The 19,673-nt window shown below is 61.3% G+C and carries 17 protein-coding genes; 13 read left to right on the plus strand and 4 right to left on the minus strand.

Features of this window, described 5'->3' with window-relative positions:
- Positions 1–18: 18 nt before the first annotated feature.
- Both B5E66_RS06120 and B5E66_RS06125 read left to right on the plus strand, forming a co-directional pair.
- On the plus strand, positions 19–1,050 hold the full coding sequence (locus B5E66_RS06120) for an SPFH domain-containing protein (protein WP_087230121.1): 1,032 nt from the start codon (positions 19–21) through the stop codon (positions 1,048–1,050).
- Positions 1,050–1,250, plus strand: a complete 201-nt coding sequence (locus B5E66_RS06125; RefSeq protein ID WP_087230123.1) for a PTS ascorbate transporter subunit IIC — start codon at positions 1,050–1,052, stop codon at positions 1,248–1,250. Before B5E66_RS06120 ends, B5E66_RS06125 begins: the two co-directional genes overlap by 1 nt.
- 65 nt (positions 1,251–1,315) lie before the next feature.
- Here B5E66_RS06125 and B5E66_RS06130 read toward each other — a convergent pair whose 3' ends face one another.
- Positions 1,316–2,665: a D-alanyl-D-alanine carboxypeptidase family protein gene (locus B5E66_RS06130; protein WP_087230126.1), complete on the minus strand. Its 1,350-nt coding sequence runs from the start codon at positions 2,663–2,665 to the stop codon at positions 1,316–1,318.
- A 182-nt stretch (positions 2,666–2,847) separates the two neighbouring features.
- Between B5E66_RS06130 and B5E66_RS06135 the strand changes: the two genes are divergently transcribed.
- The 5 genes from B5E66_RS06135 to B5E66_RS06155 all read left to right on the plus strand — a co-directional run bounded on the left by B5E66_RS06135 (position 2,848) and on the right by B5E66_RS06155 (position 7,422).
- On the plus strand, positions 2,848–3,549 hold the full coding sequence (locus tag B5E66_RS06135) for a metallophosphoesterase (protein WP_087230129.1): 702 nt from the start codon (positions 2,848–2,850) through the stop codon (positions 3,547–3,549).
- Positions 3,546–4,403, plus strand: coding sequence for a hypothetical protein (locus B5E66_RS06140; RefSeq protein WP_087230132.1), 858 nt, complete (start codon positions 3,546–3,548; stop codon positions 4,401–4,403). The genes B5E66_RS06135 and B5E66_RS06140 overlap by 4 nt, the downstream gene beginning before the upstream one ends.
- Positions 4,404–4,554: 151 nt before the next feature.
- On the plus strand, positions 4,555–4,956 hold the full coding sequence (locus B5E66_RS06145; RefSeq protein WP_087230135.1) for a YrvL family regulatory protein: 402 nt from the start codon (positions 4,555–4,557) through the stop codon (positions 4,954–4,956).
- Between the two features lie 159 nt (positions 4,957–5,115).
- The gene (locus B5E66_RS06150) at positions 5,116–6,423 is read left to right on the plus strand and encodes a putative ABC transporter permease (RefSeq protein WP_087230138.1); all 1,308 of its coding nucleotides are present in this window, start codon (positions 5,116–5,118) and stop codon (positions 6,421–6,423) included.
- Positions 6,424–6,456: 33 nt separating this feature from the next.
- Complete coding sequence (locus B5E66_RS06155; protein WP_087230141.1) at positions 6,457–7,422, plus strand: calcium/sodium antiporter; 966 nt, start codon at positions 6,457–6,459, stop codon at positions 7,420–7,422.
- A 46-nt stretch (positions 7,423–7,468) separates the two neighbouring features.
- Here the strand turns inward: B5E66_RS06155 and B5E66_RS06160 are convergent, their stop codons facing one another.
- On the minus strand, positions 7,469–8,197 hold the full coding sequence (locus B5E66_RS06160; RefSeq protein ID WP_087230144.1) for a gamma-glutamyl-gamma-aminobutyrate hydrolase family protein: 729 nt from the start codon (positions 8,195–8,197) through the stop codon (positions 7,469–7,471).
- A gap of 204 nt (positions 8,198–8,401) precedes the next feature.
- Here B5E66_RS06160 and B5E66_RS06165 point away from each other — a divergent pair, with 204 nt between their 5' ends.
- From B5E66_RS06165 to rfbB, 5 genes are all read left to right on the plus strand, one after another.
- Entirely contained in the window at positions 8,402–10,861 is a 2,460-nt protein-coding gene (locus tag B5E66_RS06165; RefSeq protein WP_087230147.1) for a glycosyltransferase family 2 protein, read from the plus strand.
- A 20-nt stretch (positions 10,862–10,881) separates the two neighbouring features.
- Positions 10,882–11,673: a glycosyltransferase gene (locus tag B5E66_RS06170; RefSeq protein ID WP_087230151.1), complete on the plus strand. Its 792-nt coding sequence runs from the start codon at positions 10,882–10,884 to the stop codon at positions 11,671–11,673.
- A gap of 184 nt (positions 11,674–11,857) precedes the next feature.
- Complete coding sequence (gene rfbA, locus B5E66_RS06175) at positions 11,858–12,745, plus strand: glucose-1-phosphate thymidylyltransferase RfbA (protein ID WP_087230154.1); 888 nt, start codon at positions 11,858–11,860, stop codon at positions 12,743–12,745.
- A 25-nt stretch (positions 12,746–12,770) separates the two neighbouring features.
- Positions 12,771–13,685: a dTDP-4-dehydrorhamnose reductase gene (gene rfbD, locus B5E66_RS06180; protein WP_087230157.1), complete on the plus strand. Its 915-nt coding sequence runs from the start codon at positions 12,771–12,773 to the stop codon at positions 13,683–13,685.
- Positions 13,686–13,716: 31 nt separating this feature from the next.
- Positions 13,717–14,781: a dTDP-glucose 4,6-dehydratase gene (rfbB, locus tag B5E66_RS06185; RefSeq protein WP_087230160.1), complete on the plus strand. Its 1,065-nt coding sequence runs from the start codon at positions 13,717–13,719 to the stop codon at positions 14,779–14,781.
- Between the two features lie 92 nt (positions 14,782–14,873).
- Here the strand turns inward: rfbB and B5E66_RS06190 are convergent, their stop codons facing one another.
- A complete protein-coding gene (locus tag B5E66_RS06190; RefSeq protein WP_087230163.1) occupies positions 14,874–16,487 on the minus strand; it encodes an MBL fold metallo-hydrolase RNA specificity domain-containing protein in 1,614 nt (537 codons plus the stop codon).
- 373 nt (positions 16,488–16,860) lie between these two features.
- On the opposite strand from B5E66_RS06190, the gene typA reads away from it, so the two are divergent.
- The gene (gene typA / locus B5E66_RS06195; RefSeq protein ID WP_087230166.1) at positions 16,861–18,684 is read left to right on the plus strand and encodes a translational GTPase TypA; all 1,824 of its coding nucleotides are present in this window, start codon (positions 16,861–16,863) and stop codon (positions 18,682–18,684) included.
- A 67-nt stretch (positions 18,685–18,751) separates the two neighbouring features.
- On the opposite strand, the gene B5E66_RS06200 is transcribed toward typA, so the two are convergent.
- Positions 18,752–19,609, minus strand: a complete 858-nt coding sequence (locus B5E66_RS06200; RefSeq protein ID WP_087230169.1) for an AraC family transcriptional regulator — start codon at positions 19,607–19,609, stop codon at positions 18,752–18,754.
- Between the last annotated feature and the right edge of the window lie 64 nt (positions 19,610–19,673).

Here is a 19,673-nt window from a genome sequence, read left to right on the forward strand (position 1 = left end):
ACTGGGAGGTTGATGCATATGACTGAGACGATCTTGCAAACCAAAAAGAACGGTATGTTTGTACTGCTGCTGGTCCTGCTGGGCTACATCATCGCAGCGGCCGCGCTGGTGGCGAATATCATGGCCGACGTGCACGGGGTACTGGGCGGGGCGGTCATGGTGGTGACCATCACATACCTCTGTCTGGGGTGGATCCTGCTGTGCGGCCTGAAGGTCCTCAAGCCCCAGGAAGCTTTGGTGCTGACTCTGTTCGGCAATTACATCGGCACCCTGAAAGGGGAAGGTTTTTACTGGGTCAACCCCTTCTGCACCGCGGTCAATCCGGCTGCCGGCACCCGTCTGGGCCAGAGCAACGACGTCCAGATCGGGACAGGGGTATCCTTAAAAGGAGAAAACGGCGCGCAGGTGCAGATCAACGCCGGGGGCGACGGCAGCGGCAAACGGATCTCCCTCAAGCGGATGACCCTCAACAACGCCCGCCAGAAGATCAACGACTGTCTGGGCAACCCGGTGGAGATCGGCATTGCGGTGATCTGGCGGGTCAAAGACACCGCCAAGGCCGTTTTCAATGTGGACAACTATAAGGAATACCTGTCCCTGCAGTGCGACAGCGCGCTGCGGAACGTGGTCCGCATCTACCCCTATGACGTAGCCCCCGGCATCGATACCACCGGCGACGGCAAGCCCGACGACGGCAGCCTGCGGGGTTCCAGCGAGGTGGTGGCCCAGCGGATCCGCGCCGAGATCCAGGAAAAGGTGGAGGACGCCGGACTGGAGATCGTGGACGCCCGGATCACCTACCTGGCCTATGCCCCTGAGATCGCTGCGGTGATGCTGCAGCGGCAGCAGGCGTCGGCCATCATCGACGCCCGCAAGATGATCGTGGACGGCGCCGTGGGCATGGTGGAAATGGCCCTGGAGCGTCTGAGTGAGAACAACGTAGTGGAGCTGGACGACGAGCGGAAGGCGGCAATGGTATCGAATCTGCTGGTGGTGCTGTGCGGCAACCATGACGCCCAGCCTGTGGTCAATTCGGGCAGCCTGTACTGATGGCCGAGCCTAAAAAGCAGGTTCCGCTGCGCCTGTCCGCGAAGCTGTACGACGCCATAGCCGCCTGGGCCGAGGACGACTTCCGGTCGGTGAACGGACAGATCGAATATCTGCTGACCGAGTGCGTGCGCCAGCGCAAGAAAAACGGCAAATATGCGCCGGACGAACTGGACGTACCGCCCAAGCTGGATCTGAAGTAAACGAAGCAAACAAGGAAAGCCCCGCCGGACAGTACAGGCTGTCTGACGGGGCTTTCTTGGAACGGTCAGCGGCGTTTGATGTGGCTGCTGCCCCAGCTGCGCTGGGTGCGGATGGCATTCTGGATCCACCACACCCCGTAGAGGGCCAGGGCTATGGCCGACAGGGCCAGCACCACCTTGAGGTAGAGGCTGCCCAGAAAGGCCTGGAACTGGGCCACCGCGAACAGGACAGGGTTGCGGTTGACATCCTGGCCGGCCACCAGGTTGACCACGCCGATGGTCTCCCCTGCCAGACGGATCTCCACCGTGCCGATCACGTCCCCCTGCTTGATGGGGGCGGCGGCCGATTCGGGCAGATGAAAGAATTTCTGGGTCACCGAGCTGTCCGAGGAGGAGGGCAGAATGGTCATCATCTGGTCGTCGGGATAGAGCAGCAGGGTGTCGGTCTCGGAGGAATACTTCACCGGGATCTCGGCCAGGGCCTGGTCGGGGTCCAGGGCCGCCTGCACCGAGAAGCTGCTGTACACCCAGTCGATCAGCTGCGTTGTCTCATACAGGGCGGGACGGCGGGTGGAATAGCCGTAGGTGTCCGCCGTATCCGGGCTGCCCATCACGCAGAAGATATAGGTCTCGCCGTCCTGGGAGGCCCAGGAGACATAGCTCTGGGTGCCGGTGTCCTTTTGGTAGCCCAGCACGTCGCACATCCCTCCCTTCATGGCCGAGCGGTAGAACTTTCCTCCGCTGGACTGGTTCAGGGCCACATTCTGGCTGGTGAGCACAAAGGGCTTGGTGTGCTTTTCCTTGGCGGGCATCTGGAAGGTGGCCGTCCCTGCGATCTCCACAAAGGCATCAAAGCCCATCAGATACCGCAGGATCAAATACATATCCACCGCGGTGGTGACGTTGCCGCTGTCCAGGCCGCAGGCGTCGGTCCAGGTGCTGTTGGTGGTGCCGATCTGCTGGGACAGGCTGTTCATCTGGCTGACCCAGCCGGCCAGGTCGTTGCCCGACAGCTGGTAGGCCATGCCCATGGCCGCATCGTTGGCGTTGCGCAGCAGCATGGCGTAAAGGGCTTCCCGCAGGGTGAAGGTCTCCCCCGAACGCATATCCGCGTTGTCGGTGCCGTAGACATAGTCCGAGATGGCAAAGGGCATCTGGAAGGTGCGGGTATCCAGCTCATCGCCATAGTTGGTCAGCACCAGGGCCGCGCACATCAGCTTGGTCAGGCCGCCGGCGGGCACCTGGGCGGTGCTGTCCTTTTCGTACAGGATGATGTTGGTGTCGGTGTTGACGATGTAGGCACTGGAAGCCTTGACCTCATAGACAGGACTTGGGTCGAACATGGCCCCCGCCGGGGCAGCCAGACAGCATACCAGCAGCGTCAGGGCCAAAAAGAGCATAAAGAGTCGTTTCATGTGGACAATTCCCTCAGAACGCGATACAATAAAAGAACGGATTCGATCTATCAGACCGCAGCGGCTGCGGATCAAGTCAAACAAGGCCGGAAGAAAAGGCCGGCCTTTACTTATAATAGCAGGTTTGCGGGTGGGTGACAAGGGTTTCGCACATCACTTTCACAAACCGGAGGGAGACGCGCATGATCTATATCACAGGGGACACCCACGGGGAGCTGGAGCGGTTCAAGGGCAAGGAGCTGCGCCGCCTGGGCAAAAACGATATCCTGCTGGTGCTGGGGGACTTCGGCTTTTTGTGGGACGGCAGCAAAGAGGAGAAAAAGAAGCTGGACTGGCTGGCCAAGCGCCCCTATACCATCCTGTTTTTGGACGGCACCCATGAAAACTACGATCTGCTGGACGCCTACCCCATCCAGGAGCGGTTCGGCGGCAAGGTGCAGCCCATCGCAGGCAACGTCTACCACGTCTGCCGGGGCAGCATCCTGGAGCTGGAGGGCCAGAGCTACCTCTGCTTTGGGGGCGGCGAGAGCACCGACAAGGAGGAACGGGAGCCGGGGGTCAACTGGTGGGCCCGGGAAATGCCCTCGGAGGAGGAATACGCCTTCTGCCAGGCCAATGCGGCGGCCCACAACTTCAAAGTAGAGTATGTGCTGACCCACGACGCCCCAAGCAGGTTTTTGGATTTCACCATCCTGCCCGCCGGGGAAAACAACCAGCTGCACGCCTTTTTTGACAAGCTGGTCCAGGAGCTGGACTACGACCACTGGCTGTTCGGCTGCTACCACCGGGACACCCAGCTTTCGCCCAAAGTGCGCTGCCTGTTCAGCGACGTGGTATCGACAGGCCAGCGCCGCAGTTGGTGGAAAAGGAGGAAAAGGAAATGAGAGAGTTTGCATCTGCACATAATTATAGGATAGCTTCGGAGTATAATCACGTGGAAGCCGTTTCCGTGAAGTCTATCCCGTTTGAGCCAAAAGGCTGGCAAAAAGACTTCCGGGACGCACTGCGGAACGCACTCTGCTCTGAGCTGAAACCGGCAGACGATTCCTGTTTGATCGCTGAATACAGTGGACCGGGAGCCGGCGTGTCGGATGTAGAAAATCTTCTGTTTTACAATGTAGGCACAGCTTCTTTCTCGCACCTGAAAACCAACGAGCTCCGGATGAAAACTGTCATACCTGCTCCCATACACCCCGGCGGATTTCAGCATTGGTACAACTACCGTGTGGCAGCAAGGGCGGCTTTAACAGAACCGGAATGGAACCATGACCTTGCTGTACACTGGGACGATGTGGAAACAGACGGTTTTCGCGGTGGGAAAAAACCTTTTGCTTTCTGGCTGTCTCTGATCCGTCATCCGGAACGGATTCATTCCATTCATCCTATTTCGCAAAGCCGCTGCTTTGGCGTTGAGATTTTTCTGACGGTTCCCATCAATGAAAGCCTTCATCTGACCAGCATTATGAAACCTTTGCTGGATGGCGTCATTTGTGCTTTTCATGGTGCAGATGCTGCCCTTCAAATGCAGGCGGAGGAAATTGCGGAACGATTGAAAATCCCGAAAGAGCTGCTGTACCAAACGCATTGCATACTGGGAGAAACCTGTTTTGTAAATCTCTATCGCAATGGCGTAAAGTGGAATCCCCAAGACGACCGCTGCACAGCAGCCAGGCTGGTCATCCGTCATAGCAGCATGCCGGAGTACAAATTTTCAGGGAATATTTATAGGTTGGACTAGGGTGTCTTTTGGGCGAATATCCCATCATTTTCGACTCCTCAGATACACTCTAAAAGGGCAAACGCCGCCGGACTGAGCCGCTCACTGTACGGCGCAGTGTCCGTTCTGCGATGTGACACCGGCGCAGAAGCGCCTGTAAAGAAGGGACTCCATGAAAAAATTCGACGATCTACTGTCCGTCCTGCTGGGAGTCGGGCTCATCCTGGCGCTGCTGTCGGCCGTTGCGCTGGTGGCCGGGGGCGTCATGAAACTGTTCGGCTTCACCTACGATTCCGTCGGCAGCCTGGTGCTCTATTTTATACTCGCTTCCCTGCTGTCCTTTGTGCTGGGGAATCTGTTCAGCTCCCTGCCCAAGGCCCTGTACCAGATGGGTAAGCTGAACCGGCTGGAAGGCTGCATCCTCTATCTCATCCTGGACACCCTGGTGACCGCCGCCGGGCTTGGGGTAATGGACCGGTGGATGCCGTCGGTCTCTGCCACCGACAGGGCTATCCTGGCCGTGTCGTTCCTGCTGGCCCTGCCGGGCCTGCGGGACTTCAAAAAAGAGGGGTGAGCCCGGCGGCCGCCCCTTTTGCACTGTTTACACTTTATTTACACAGATCGTATCCAAACGGCCTTGTATTTGCAGGCAAAATCTGCTAGGATAAATCATACTTTTTGGCGTGTTCGCATCTGTATGCGGGGTATGCTGTAAAAACCAAAGGAGGACGTCATGGAATACTCATGGTATGACCTGGTTTTGCTGTATATGGTCTACTCGTTCCTGGGCTGGGTGGCCGAAACGGTGGTAGCGGCGGCACGGGGCCGGGGCTTTGTCAAGCGGGGCTTTGCCGCAGGCCCCTTCTGTTATGTCTACGGTTTTGCCGCCGTGGTCATGACCATCGGCCTTGCGGATCTGCGCTCCTCTCTGGGATACCTGTTTTTGGGCTGCGCCCTGATCTCCACCCTGGTGGAGTGGCTGGCGGCCAAACTCCTGGAGCGGCTGCACCACCGCACCTGGTGGGATTATTCCAACCACAAGTTCAACATCGACGGCTATGTCTGTCTGCCCTACTCGCTGCTGTGGGGCGTGCTGGGCTGTCTTGTCCTGCTGTGGGGCAACGACATTCTGGTGTGGGTCTTCCATCTGCTGCCCGACCTGCTGATCACCATTCTGGCCTGGGTGCTGGGCATCCTGGCCGTACTGGACCAGCTGGGCAGCGCCGCCATCATGGCCCATCAGCCCACCCGGCTGGCCCGGCTGAATCTCCAGCTGGAAAGCCAGTCCCGCACCCTCTACGACCGCATCAGCAACTGGATGGAGCGCCGCATCGAGGGCGCCTATCCTCAGGCTGCCCAGCGCTCGGCCCGCGCCGAACAGGGTCTGGGGCTGGCAGAAGTGATCTGGCTGTTCACCATCGGCTCACTGGTGGGCGACCTGGTGGAGACCATCTTCTGCTACCTGACCATACACGTCTGGATGAGCCGTTCCAGTCTGGTGTGGGGGCCCTTCAGCGTGGTGTGGGGCACCGCCCTGGTGGTGGTATCCCTGCTGCTGCCCCGCAAAAAGGACGGCAGCCCCCGCACCTCCAGCGAACTGTTTGTACTGGGCACCGTCATGGGCGGCGCCTATGAGTACATTTGCAGCGCCCTGGGCGAACTGGTCTTTGGTGTGATCTTTTGGGATTACAGCCACATCCCCTTCAACCTGGGGGGACGCATCAACCTGCTGTACTGCTTTTTCTGGGGTTTTGCAGCGGTGGCATGGGTCAAGCTGTGCTTCCCCTATGTGCTGCGCGGCATCAACTGGGTGCGCAGACACGCGGGCCGCTGGCTGACCGCCCTGGTGGGGCTGTTCATGCTGGTGAATATGGTGGTGTCGGGCCTGGCCCTGATCCGCAGCGACGCCCGTTCCAACGACATCCCCCCTGCCAACGCTCTGGACGTCTTTTTGGATGAGCACTTCCCCGACGAGCGGATGAGCCAGATCTACCCCAGCGCCAAAAAGCCCGAGAACGCCGGTATCCCGGCAGATTTCTGACCCAACCATATCATGTGCTAGGAGGAAAAACCTATGCTGGTTCCTATCCTGTTGTTCTGCGTGGGGCTGGTGTGCCTGGTCAAGGGCGGGGATTGGTTTGTAGACGGGGCCGTGGGCATCGCCCGGCGGTTCCATCTGCCCGACCTGCTCATCGGGGCCACGGTGGTGTCCATCGGCACCACCCTGCCCGAAGTGATGATCTCGGCCTCCTCGGCCCTGGGCGGCCACGGCGAGATCGCCTACGGCAACGCCATCGGTTCCGTCATCTGCAATGCGGCTCTGGTAGCCGCCATCACCATCGTATTCCGCCCCGGCAAGGCGGATGCCGCCGCCCTGCGGCTGCCTGTTTTCTTCTTCTTCGGGGCCGCCGTGTTCTATGCGGCGGTAGCCTATACCACCGGCTCCTTCAGTCGGGTGGTGGGCGTCATCCTGCTGGGCGTCTTTCTGGCCTATACGGCAGCCCAGGTGGCTGCCGCCCGCAAGACGCCTCAGCCCGACGCCCAGGAGCAGGACCAAGCCCCTGCGGGCAGCCTGGGGCTGGAGATCCTCAAGCTGGTTCTGGAAGCGGGGCTGATCGCCCTGGGCGCCAACCTGATGGTGGACAACGGCATCCTGATCGCCGCCGCCCTGGGCGTGCCCGAATCGGTCATCGCCCTGACGGTGGTGGCGCTGGGCACTTCCCTGCCCGAACTGGCCACCGCCATCACTTCTCTGGTCAAAGGGCACAGCGCCCTTTCGCTGGGCAATGTCATCGGCGCAAACCTGTTCAATCTGGTGCTGGTGAGCGGCGTCTCGGTGACGCTGGCCCCCTTCGGCATCCCTGAGAACGCAGTCATCGCCGGGCACAACGCCTCGCTGGTGCTGGACCTGCCCGTGATGTTCCTGGTGATGGTGCTGCTGGTCGCTCCGCCCCTGCTCAAAGGCAAGCTGTACCGCTGGCAGGGTGTGGCCCTGCTGGCCCTCTATGCCGGCTACTGCGCCATCCAGTTCACCCTGTAAGAAACATAGACCCCGCACTGTGCCCAGCACAGTGCGGGGTTTTTCGTCAAACCGTCGTTCCGTTCTCTTTTTTGCAGCTGTCCACAAAGGCGGCGAACAGCCTGCGGCTGTCCTCGCTGACCTGGTAGCTGTTTTCCGGGTGCCACTGCACCGCCCACACGAAAGGCCGGCCGGTCATCCGCACCGCTTCCACCAGGCCCTCCTCCGAGTAAGCCATGGCTTCCAGCCCGGGGGCCAGCTCCTTGACCGCCTGATGATGGCGGCTGGTGACCTCCGTCTCCTCTTTTCCCAGCAATGCGGCCAGCGGGCTGCCGGGCACAATGGATACCCGGTGGCAGGGCCGGTCGTAGGGGGGCTTCTGCTCGTGGGCGGCGGCGTCCATCTGTTTTTGGCTGGCCAGGTCCTGCCAGAGGGAGCCTCCCAGCGCCACATTGATCAGCTGGATGCCCCGGCAGATCCCAAATACCGGCTTGCCTGCCTCCAGTGCGGTCCGGAACAGCCGCAGCTCCATCTCATCCCGGCGGGGCACCACCAGCCCGCAGGCGGGCAGCTTCTCCTCTCCATAGAAGGCGGGCGCCACATCCGGCCCTCCGGTGAACAAAACGCCGTCGCACAGAGCTGTCAGCTGCGCCAGATCGTCCGGATCCCCGGTCAGGGGCAGCATCAGAGGCAGGGCTCCTGCCTGCTCCAGCGCATCGAAATAAGGGGGCATCATCCAATAGCTGTCCCGCTCCACATCCACCAACGGCACAAGGCCAATGACTGGTTTTTTCATATCCTGTACTTCCCTTCCCAATCATAATAAAAAGACAGCGTGTCCCGTATGGACACCGCTGTCCTGCCCAAAGTATACCACCATCCCACCTGCAAGGCAAGAATTTGTTCAAATGCTTCTCAAACAGGGAAAAATCTGCTATACTAATATAATTGATGATACAGGCCGGCGTATGCCCGGCCGGATAGGATGGAGAGCGACAAGATGCAGAGTGCAGCAGATTTGACAAAGCAGGAACAGCAGCGCAGGCAGCGCCAACTGGCCCGTCTGATCCAGCCCGAGTTCAACCCCCAGCGGGTGCTGGTGCTGGGCGACCAGGGCCTGGCCGCCGCGCTGCAGGCTTTGCAGGTGGAGGCCTGGGGCCTGGCAGAGGGCAAGGGTCCCGCCCTGCCGGACAGCTGGCCCCAAAGCTATGACCTGGTGGTGGTGCAGGGGTCCGATGTCCCTGCGCCGCCCGCTTTGCCGGGCAGCCGGGTGCTTTTTTTGGCGGCGGAGCCCGAGGAGCCTTCTGCCCTGCCTGCCTGGGCGCCTGCTCTGGCCCAGGGCGGCCTGCAGCGGGATTTCAGCTGGAAGAGCTGGGGCTTGTTGTCGGGGGCGGCCCTCTACCGCCCCGGCAGTGAGGACGCTGCCGGCCTTGCCCAGGGCTATGAAGAAGCCATGGAGGCCCTGCGGCTCCGTCTCGACCGGGCCGAACAGAGCTGCCGGGACTACCAGAAGCTGACCGAGCACCAGCGCAGCGAACTGAGCGCCGCCCACCAGCACGAGCAGCAGCTGGAAGGCGCGCTGAGCAGCGTCACCGGCTCCCACTGCTGGAAGCTGACCTGGCCTGTCCGCTACCTCCTCAGCAAGGGGCGCGCTTTGTGGCACAGCTTCCCCCTGTTCGTGCTGCTGGCCCAGCTGCGTCAGGAGGGCCTGGCCGGCCTGCGCCAGCGCCGCCAGGACCGCCGCTATTACGAGGAGAACTTCCCCGGTCAGACCTTCCGGGCCGCACGGCTGGCTCCGGTGGAACTGCTGGTCCGCCAGTCCAAAACCCAGCCCCAGGGCCCCCTGATCAGCATTGTGGTGCCCCTGTACAACACCCCCCTGCCCTTCCTGACCGAGCTGCTGGATTCGGTGGTCAACCAGACCTACCGCAACTGGGAGCTGTGCCTGGTGGATGCGGGCCAGGACGAAAAGGTGGGGCAGGCTGTGGCCGCCCGCATGGCCCAGGACAGCCGCATCCGCTACCAGAAGCTGGCCAAAAACGACGGCATCGCGGGCAACACCAACGCAGGCTTTGCTTTGGCCAGGGGCGAGTACATCGCCCTGCTGGACCACGACGATATCCTGCATCCCTGCGCTTTGTGGTATGCAGCCCAGGCCATCGTCCAGGAGGGGGCCGATTTCGTCTACACCGACGAGGTGACCTTCGAGGGCAAGGTGGAGAATACCACCCTCTATCATCTCAAGCCCGACTTCATGCTGGATAACCTGCGGGCCAACAACTATATCTGCCACCTGTCCGTCTTCCAGGCCGCTTTGCTGCAGGCCGCAGGCGGGGGCGAGCGGGGCGAATACAACGGCAGCCAGGACTACGACCTCTACCTGCGGCTGACCGAGCAGGCGCAGAAGATCGTCCACATCCCCCATGTGCTGTATTACTGGCGCTCCAGCCCCACCAGCGTGGCCAGCGGCATCGAGGCCAAGACCTACTGCATCGAGGCCGCCATCAAAGCCCTCTATGCCCACTATGCCCGTTTGGGCGTGGCAGTGGACGAAGTATCCATGATCCCCGACACACCGGGCTTTTATAAAACCGACTACACCATCCAGCGCCCCGGCCTGGTCAGCATCCTGATCCCCAGCTGCGACCACGCCAAGGACTTGCGCACCTGCGTGGATTCCATCTACGCCAAGACCACCTATCCCCACTTTGAGATCATCGTCATCGAGAACAACTCGAAGGAGGAGGAGACCTTCCGCACCTACGAGCGGCTGGAGCGCCAGCATCCCGACAGCTTCCGGGTGGTGCGCTGGGAAGGCACCGGCTTCAATTACAGCGCCCTGAACAATTTCGGGGCCAGGTTCGCCCAGGGCGAATACCTGCTGCTGCTCAACAACGACACCGAGGTCATCACCCCCCGCTGGCTGGAGGAGATGGTCATGTTTGCCCAGCAGGAGCGGATCGGCTGCGTGGGCGCCAAGCTCCTCTACCCCGACGACACCATCCAGCACGCGGGCCTGGGCTTCGGCTACCTGACGCTGGCAGCCCATATGCACAAGAACTTCCCGGTGGCCAATCCCGGCTACATGGGCCGGCTGATCTACGCCCACGATGTCTACGGGGTCACAGGGGCCTGCCTGATGATCCGCCGCACCCTCTACGAGGAGGTGGGCGGCCTGGACGAGAGCTTTGCGGTGGCCTTCAACGACGTGGATTTCTGCGTGCGGGTCCACAAGGCAGGGTATCAGAACCTGTTCACCCCCTTCGCCATGCTGTACCACTACGAGAGCAAGAGCCGCGGCCTGGACGAAAGCCCCGAAAAGCGGGCCCGTTTCGTCTCGGAGGTCACCCGGTTCCAGACCCGCTGGAAGGCCGAACTGGCCGCCGGGGACCCCTGCCTGAACCCCAACTTTGACATCGACCGGGACGACTTCCGCATCAAGCTGCAGCCCCTGGAATGACCGAAAGAGAGGGCCGTGCATTGAATCTTTCTGCGTGTATCGTCACCTACAACGACCAGACCGAGGCGCTGAAGGCTGCCGCCTCGGTGCTGGCCCATACCCGGCGCCACCCGCTGGCCCTGTACCTGGTAGACAACGCCAGCCCGGACGGCACCGGCCGCGCCCTCGAACAGGCCGTGGCCAGCGGCGCGCTGCGGCCGGGACCGGAACAGTCGGTGCAGGTGATCTGCCGCCGGCGCAACGGCGGTTTCGGGGCCGGGCACAACACCGTCCTGGACAGCCTTGCCAGCGACTATCACTTCATCCTCAACCCCGATATCCTGCTCACGGCCGACACCCTGTCCGACCTGGCCGAGTGGATGGAGGCACGGCCCCAGGTGGTGATGGCCCGGCCCAGCCTCTGCTTTCCCGACGGGCGGCCCCAGGTGCTGCCCCTGCGCCGGTGCAGCCTGCGGGCCATGGTCTACCGGCAGCTGGGCTTTCTCACTTTTTTGAAAAAGTACAACGACGCCTATGTGATGGCGGGCGAAGACCTGACCCGACCCCGGCAGATCGAGTTCTGCACCGGCAGCTTTGCGGCGGTGCGCACCGCCGATTTTGTGGCTGCGGGCGGCTTTGACGAGAAATACTTCATGTATGTGGAGGACGCCGACCTGACCCAGAAGATGCTGCGCCGGGGGCAGGTGTGGCTGGCGCCCCAGTTCACCGCGGTCCATGTGTGGCACCGGGCGGCCCACCGCAGCCTGGGGCCCATGTTCTGGCAGGCCCGCAGCCTCTGCCGCTACTTTGCCAAGTGGGGGTTCCGGCTGTGAGGCAGACGGTTGCTTTTTTGCCCCCGGACGTGTAAAATAAACATGAGGCCCTCCGGCGGACGCCAGGGCGGCCTCCCCTCTTTTGTTTACAGCGGACGCAGCTTCCGCTTTGTGTTCCGGCGCGGGCCATTGCCCCGCCTGAGAGCTGCACAACTTTTGCAACTATAAAAGGAGTGCACGTGTAATGAAAGGCATTATTCTTGCCGGCGGCGCCGGCACCAGGCTTTATCCTCTGACCATGGTCACCAGCAAACAGCTGCTGCCGGTCTACGACAAGCCCATGATCTACTACCCCCTGTCCACCCTGATGCTGGCGGGCATCCAGGATATCCTCATCATCTCCACCCCGGTGGACACCCCCCGCTTTGAGGCGCTGCTGGGGGACGGCAGCCAGTACGGCATCCATCTGCAGTACAAGGTGCAGCCCTCCCCCGACGGCCTGGCCCAGGCTTTTATCCTGGGTGAGGAGTTCATCGGCGGGGACTGCTGCGCCATGATCCTGGGGGACAATATCTTCTATGGCAACGGCTTCTCCCGCATCCTCAAGAATGCGGTGCACAACGCCGAGGCCAATGGCCGCTGCACCGTCTTTGGCTATTACGTCCAGGACCCCGAGCGGTTCGGCATCGTGGAGTTTGACGAAAACGGCAAGGTGCTGAGCGTGGAGGAAAAGCCCGAACACCCCAAGAGCAACTACGCCGTCACTGGCCTGTACTTCTACAACAACAAGGTGGCCAAAATGGCAAAACAGGTCAAGCCTTCGGCCCGGGGCGAGCTGGAGATCACCACCCTGAACGATATGTACCTCAAACAGGACGAGCTGGACGTCCAGCTGCTGGGCCGCGGCTTTGCCTGGCTGGACACCGGTACCATGGACAGTCTGGTGGATGCGGCAGACTTTGTGCGCATGATCGAAAAGCGCCAGGGCATCAAGATCAGCGCCCCGGAGGAGATCGCCTTCAAATACGGCTGGATCAGCCGGGAGAAGCTGCTGGAATCCGCCGAGCGGTACGGCAAGTCCCCCTACGGCGTCCACCTGAAGAACGTGGCCGACGGCAAGCTGCGCTACTGATCACTTCACAGATGGGAGGCATCGTATGAAAATCATTGTCACCGGCTGCAAGGGGCAGCTGGGCACCGAGATCATCAAGCAGCTGCGGGAAGGCCGGAGCGAGATCGGCCCCATCCCCGAGAAGCTGCTCAACGCCACCGTCATCGCGGTGGATCTGCCGGAGCTGGATATTTCCAACTACAAGGCGGTGGACGACTTTGTCCGCCGGTACAAACCCGATGTGATCATCAACTGCGCCGCCTACACCAACGTGGACGGCTGTGAGACCAACCACGACGCCGCCTACAAGGCCAACGCCCTGGGCCCCCGCAACCTGGCCCAGGCCGCCGAGAAGATGGGTTCCCGGCTGGTGCACGTCTCCACCGATTATGTCTTTTCGGGCCGGGAGAACGGCGGCATCCCCCAGGACGAAGCCTGTCTGCCCGATCCCATCAGCGCTTACGGTTCCACCAAACTGATGGGTGAAAAATACGTCCAGCGTTTCTGCCACCGGCACTTCATCGTGCGCACCGCCTGGCTGTACAGCTACTATGGCAAGAACTTTGTCAAGACCATCGTGAACGCCGGCAAAAAATACGGCAAGCTGGAGGTGGTCAACGACCAGCTGGGCAACCCCACCAATGCGGTGGACCTGGCCCACGAGCTGCTGCAGCTGTGCGTCACCCACGAGTACGGGCTGTACCACTGCACCGGCGAGGGCATCTGCAGCTGGTACGACTTTGCCTGCGAGATCATCCGTCTGGCGGGCGTGGACGCCACCGTGTCCCCCTGCACCAGCGCCGAGTACAAGGCAAAACATCCCGACAGCGCCGACCGCCCCCACTGGAGCGCCCTGGACAACCGTGCCCTGCGCTGCTCGGTGGGCAACCGGGTGCGCCCCTGGCAGGAGGCCCTGGCCTGCTTCTTTGCCCATTGGGACGGCGAAAACGGCATGAAATGATCCTGCGATGGAATTGAGGAAAGAAACGTTTATGAAGAAATATCTTATCACCGGCTGCGCCGGCTTTATCGGCTCCAACTTCGTCTATTATATGCTGAAAAAGCACCAGGACATCCTGCTGGTCAACCTGGACAAGCTGACCTATGCAGGCAACCTGGAAAACCTCAAGGGGGTGGAAGGCGACCCCCGCCACGTCTTTGTGCAGGGAGACATCTGCGACAAGGAGCTGGTGGAAAAGCTGTTCGCCCAGTATGACTTCGATTACGTCATCAACTTTGCCGCCGAGAGCCATGTGGACCGCAGCATCGCCAACCCCGAGATCTTTGTCCAGACCAACGTGATGGGCACCGTCAACCTGCTGCAGCGCGCCAAAGAGGCCTGGTACGATCCTGCCGCCCGGACCTGGAAAGAGGGCAAGAAGTACCTGCAGGTCTCCACCGACGAGGTATACGGCGCACTGGGAGCCGAGGGCTATTTCACCGAGACCACTCCCCTGTGCCCCCACAGCCCCTACTCCTCCAGCAAGGCCAGCGCCGATCTGTTCGTCATGGCCTTCCATGACACCTACGGTATGCCGGTCAACATCACCCGCTGCTCCAACAACTATGGCCCCTACCAGTTCCCCGAGAAGCTGATCCCCCTGATGATCAACAACGTCAAGCACCACAAGTCCCTGCCCGTCTACGGGGACGGGATGCAGATCCGGGACTGGCTGTATGTGGAGGACCACTGCAAAGCCATCGACATGGTAGCCACCGGCGGCAAGGTGGGCGAGGTGTACAATGTGGGCGGCCACAACGAGCGGCCCAACATCTTCATCGTCAAGACCATCATCAGCCAGCTGCACGACCGGCTGCAGGATGAGGGCATCAGCGAGGCGCTGATCCAGCATGTGGCCGACCGCCTGGGTCATGACCGCCGCTACGGCATCGACCCCGCCAAGATCAAGAACGATCTGGGCTGGTATCCCGAGACCCCCTTTGAAAAGGGTATCGTGCTGACCATCGACTGGTATCTGTCCCACCAGAAGTGGATGGACAACGTCACCAGCGGCAGTTACCAGAAATACTACGAGGAAATGTACAAAAACAAGTGACCCTTGCCCGCCGGCCGGGTCATGCCTGAACGGAACGCAAAGCCCCCGTTTCCCTTTTGGGAGACGGGGGCTGTTTTATATCTGCGGGGGCGTCAGCGGTCCCACTTGTCGCACAGGGCGTTGATCTGGTCCGCAAACTTGGCCAGATCTTTGTTGGCGCCGCCCTCGTTGTGCTCGATCACCTGCATCAGGCGGCGGCCTGCGGCCACCAGCCGCTGGAATACGGCGGCCGCCCGGCTGAGGGCAGGCGCCGTGGAGACCCGGGCAGAGGTGCGTTCCCGGCTGCCCTCGTTCAGGCAGACTGCGCCGTCCGCGCCCAGCGCCCACTGGGCCCCGTTGTAGGGAGCGCAGGCCGTATAGCCCAGCCCCTGCAGGGTAGCGACGAACTGGTCCTCCACAGCATCATCTCCGTGGTTGACGAACACGCGGCGGGGTTTTGGCTCAAAGGAGCCGATCCATTGCAGCAGGCCCTCCCGGTCGGCATGGCCCGACATACCGCCGATCTGGGCGATCTCGGCCTTTACATCGATCTCCTCGCCAAACAGCTTGACCCCGTCGATGCCGTCGATCAGGGCGCGGCCCAGGGTGCCCACCGCCTGGTAGCCCACAAACAGGATGGTGCATTCTTTGCGCCACAGGTTGTGCTTGAGGTGGTGGCGGATGCGGCCCGCGTCGCACATACCGCTGGCCGAGATGATCACCTTGGGGATGGTGTCGGTGTTGATCAAACGGGACTCGTCGCTGGTGACGCTGACCCGCAGCCCCGGGAAGGTGATGGGGTCCACCCCTGCCGCCAGCAGGGCCCGGGTCTCCTGGTCAAAACAGGACGCATCGGTGTGCCGGAAAATACGGGTAGCCTCGATGGCCAGAGGGCTGTCGATGTACACAGGGAAGTTATCGTGGCCTTTCACCAGCCCTTTGGCTTTGATCTCCCGCATGAAGTACAGCAGCTCCTGAGTGCGGCCCACCGCAAAGCTGGGGATGACCACATTGCCGCCCCGGTCAAAGGTGCGCTGCAAAATATCGGTCAGCTGGCGGACGTAGTCGGGGCGGGGCGGATGGCTGCGGTCCCCGTAGGTGGACTCCATGATCACATAGTCCGCCTCGGTCAGATAGGTGGGGTCTTTCAGGATGGGCTGATGCAGGTTGCCGATGTCCCCCGAAAAGACCAGTTTGGTGGTCTCGGTCCCCTCGGTCACCCACAGCTCGATGCTGGCCGAACCCAGCAGGTGGCCCACATCGGTAAAGCGGGCCTCCAGCCCCGGGGCCAGCTGGATCTTTTGTCCGTAGTCCACCCCTTTGAACAGGCGGATGGCCGCCTCGGCGTCCGCCACCGTATAGTCCGGCTCCACCGGGGGCAGGCCGGCCCGGGTGTTCTTGCGGGTCTTCCACTCGGCTTCCGACTCCTGGATGTGGGCCGAGTCACGCAGCATGATGTCGCACAGGCGGCAGGTGGGCCTGGTGGCGTAGATCTTGCCCGCATAGCCCTGCTTGGCCAGCAGGGGCAGATGGCCGCTGTGGTCGATGTGGGCGTGGGTCAGCAGCACGCCGTCGATCTGCTCCACCGGGATGGGCAGGGGCTGGTTCTCATAGACGTCCTTGCCCTGCTCCATGCCGCAGTCGATCAAAATGTGCAGCCCCCCTGTCTCCAGCAGGGTGCAGCTGCCTGTCACCTCATGGTTTGCGCCTAAAAATGTCAGCTTCATACGAGGATACCTCCCTGTGCTCCGGTGTGTCCGGCGCATAGGGCGCATCTGAGATCGCTTTCGCACGGTCCGTTTTTGCCAAAAAGCGCAGCCTTGTCCCCTTGCGTGCACTCTCTTGCGGCGCATGGTCCGGTCTTTTGGACGATCCAGATACACCCTGGTCTTGTACAAATAGTTCTGATCTTATTATAGCATAGCCGGGGCTTCATTTCCCGCCCAAAATCGGGGGCAGAATCCGTCAAAACGCCGAAACAGCGGACAATATTTTAGATAACCTTGACAAAGCCCCGGTTCTGAATTAAACTTATAGGGTTGAAGTTTATCGGTCACGCAGACAGTGTCCGATCTGCATCGTATAGAGAGGTTTGATTTTATGATTCGTAACGACCTGCGCAATGTGGCCATCATCGCCCATGTTGACCACGGCAAGACCACCCTGGTGGACGCCATGCTCCGCCAGAGCGGCGCTTTCCGTGACAACCAGGTGGTGGCCGAGCGCGTGATGGACAGCGGCGATATCGAGCGGGAGCGCGGCATCACCATCCTGGCCAAGAACTGTTCCTGCACCTACAAGGGCGTCAAGATCAACATTGTGGATACCCCGGGCCACGCCGACTTTGGCGGCGAAGTGGAGCGCGTGCTGAAGATGGTCAACGGCGTCGTTCTGCTGGTGGATGCCGCCGAGGGCTGCATGCCCCAGACCCGCTTTGTGCTGCAGAAGGCTTTGCAGCAGAACCTGAGTCTGGTGGTGGTCATCAACAAGATCGACCGTCCCGACGCCCGCATCAAGGAAGTGGTGGACGAGGTGCTGTATCTGCTGATGGATCTGGGCGCCTCGGACGAGCAGCTGGAGTGCCCCATGGTCTACTGCTGCGGCCGCGCCGGCACCGCCAGCCTGGACCCCGACGTCCCCGGCAGCGACCTGGTGCCCCTGTTCGACACCATCCTGGATACCATCCAGCCCCCCGAAGGCGACCCGGAAGCCCCCTTCCAGATACTGGTATCCTCCATCGATTACAACGACTTCGTGGGCCGCATCGGCATCGGCCGCATCCAGAACGGCACCTGCCGTGTGGGCGAGGAAGTGGTGGTCTGCGACTGGCACGATCCCTCGGTGAACATGAAGGGCCGCCTGACCAAGCTGTATGACTTCCAGGCCAACGGCCGGGTGCCCTGCGACAACATCACCGCCGGTGACATCGTGGCTTTCTCGGGCCTGCCTGACGTGACCATCGGCAACACCCTGTGCGCCCCTTCCAAGGTGGAGCCCCTGCCCTTTGTCAAGATCAACGACCCCACTGTGGAGATGACCTTCTCGGTCAACGACAGCCCCCTGGCCGGCCGGGAGGGCAAGTACGTCACCAGCCGCCAGCTGCGGGACCGCCTGCACCGCGAGCTGCTGAAGGACGTGGCTCTGCGGGTGGAGGACTCTGCCACCACCGATTCCTTCCGGGTGATGGGCCGCGGCGAGATGCATCTGTCCATCCTGATCGAGACCATGCGCCGGGAAGGCTACGAGCTGCAGGTGTCCCCCCCGCACGTCCTGACCAAGGTCATCGACGGCAAGACCTACGAGCCCATGGAGCAGGTTGTGATCGACGTGCCCACCCAGTACCAGGGCGCCGTCATGACCGGCCTGGGCCAGCGCAAGGCCGTTCTGCAGCAGATGGACGCCCTGGGCGACAGCCGGGTGCGTCTGGTGTTCCGTATGCCCAGCCGCGGCCTGTTCGGCTACCGCAATCAGTTCCTCACCGACACCCACGGCGAGGGCGTCATCAACCAGATCTTTGACGGCTATGACCTGTGGGCCGGTATGATCACCAACCGTTCCACCGGCTCCCTGGTCAGCTTCGAGACCGGCGAGTCGGTCACCTACGGTCTGTACAACGCCCAGCAGCGCGGTACCCTGCTGATCGGACCCGGCGAGAAGGTCTATGAGGGGATGGTCATCGGCTATACCCCCACCGGCGAGGACGTGGACGTCAACGTCTGCAAGACCAAGCACCTGACCAACACCCGCGCTTCCGGCTCGGATGACGCGCTGCGCCTGGTGCCCATCAGCCGTCTGAGCCTGGAGGGCTGCCTGGAGTTCCTGGCCCCCGACGAGCTGCTGGAGGTCACCCCCAAGAGCCTGCGCATCCGCAAGCAGATCCTCAACCACGAGCAGCGGATGAAGGCCCGCAGCCGCAACAAGTGATCTTTAACCAAAAACGACAAAACAATAACCGGGAGGCTCTCTCTTTTGGGGGCCTCCCGGTTTGCGGTTACTTCTTTTCTACCGGGAGCCAGACCTCACAATAGTAGTCCTGGTCCTGAGCTCCGTTTTCAAACCGGCTGGCATCGCTGTACATCTCTACGTTGATACCTGCAGCGATGCGATAGTCGGTGTTAACAGGCAGCCACTGGGAAAAAATCTGCCGGTTGAGTTCCATCAGCGCCTGCGGCATCTTGCCGGTACAGGGAAAGACCGCCCAGGTATATGCGGGAATGGTCCGGGTGATGAATCCCGCCGGGATCTCTTTGACCGGGTCATAATTGTCGGCAATGAGATATTCAAATTCACTGCCGCCCATGCTCTCGTCCAGATTGATCCCATACATACCGTGCACGGTTTCCCCGCCGCCGGTACGGAAATGTTCCGCCCAGAATCGAGGCACCTGCTCGGCACCCTCCTCATACCGGAATGTTTTGGCCCGGCAAAGCACCGTGAACGCCTCTTTTTTCTGAATTCTGCAATCCATATTCTGACCACCTTCCAGAGTTACTTTGATTCTCAGCGGAGCAAAGGAGCGGACCGCGCCTCCGCTTTTTCGTAGAGCGGCCGGCGTGACCCCATGGAAACGGGCAAACGCCTTGGTAAAGCTGTCTGGTGCATCGTAGCCAAATTCCAGCGCAATATCAATGATCTTCCGGTCCGTCATGAGGACCTCCAGCCCGGCGGCGGAAAGCCGGCGCTGGCGGATATACTCTCCCACTGTCATGCCGCACAGCATGGTAAACCCTTTTTGGAAGTAATACGGGGACAGCGCCGCCTGCTGCGCAACAGTACAGATGGACAAATCCTCCCGGAGATGAGCTTCGATATACTGGATTGCCCTGTGGATGCTCTCGACCCAATCCATAGATCACGCCCTCCTTCTGGCAACAGTATACACGAAGTTTCCCGGCTGTGCCCGATTTTCTGTG

Origin of the sequence: Faecalibacterium sp. An121, from assembly GCF_002160915.1 — a bacterium.
Taxonomy (GTDB): Bacteria; Bacillota; Clostridia; order Oscillospirales; family Ruminococcaceae; genus Faecalibacterium; species Faecalibacterium avium.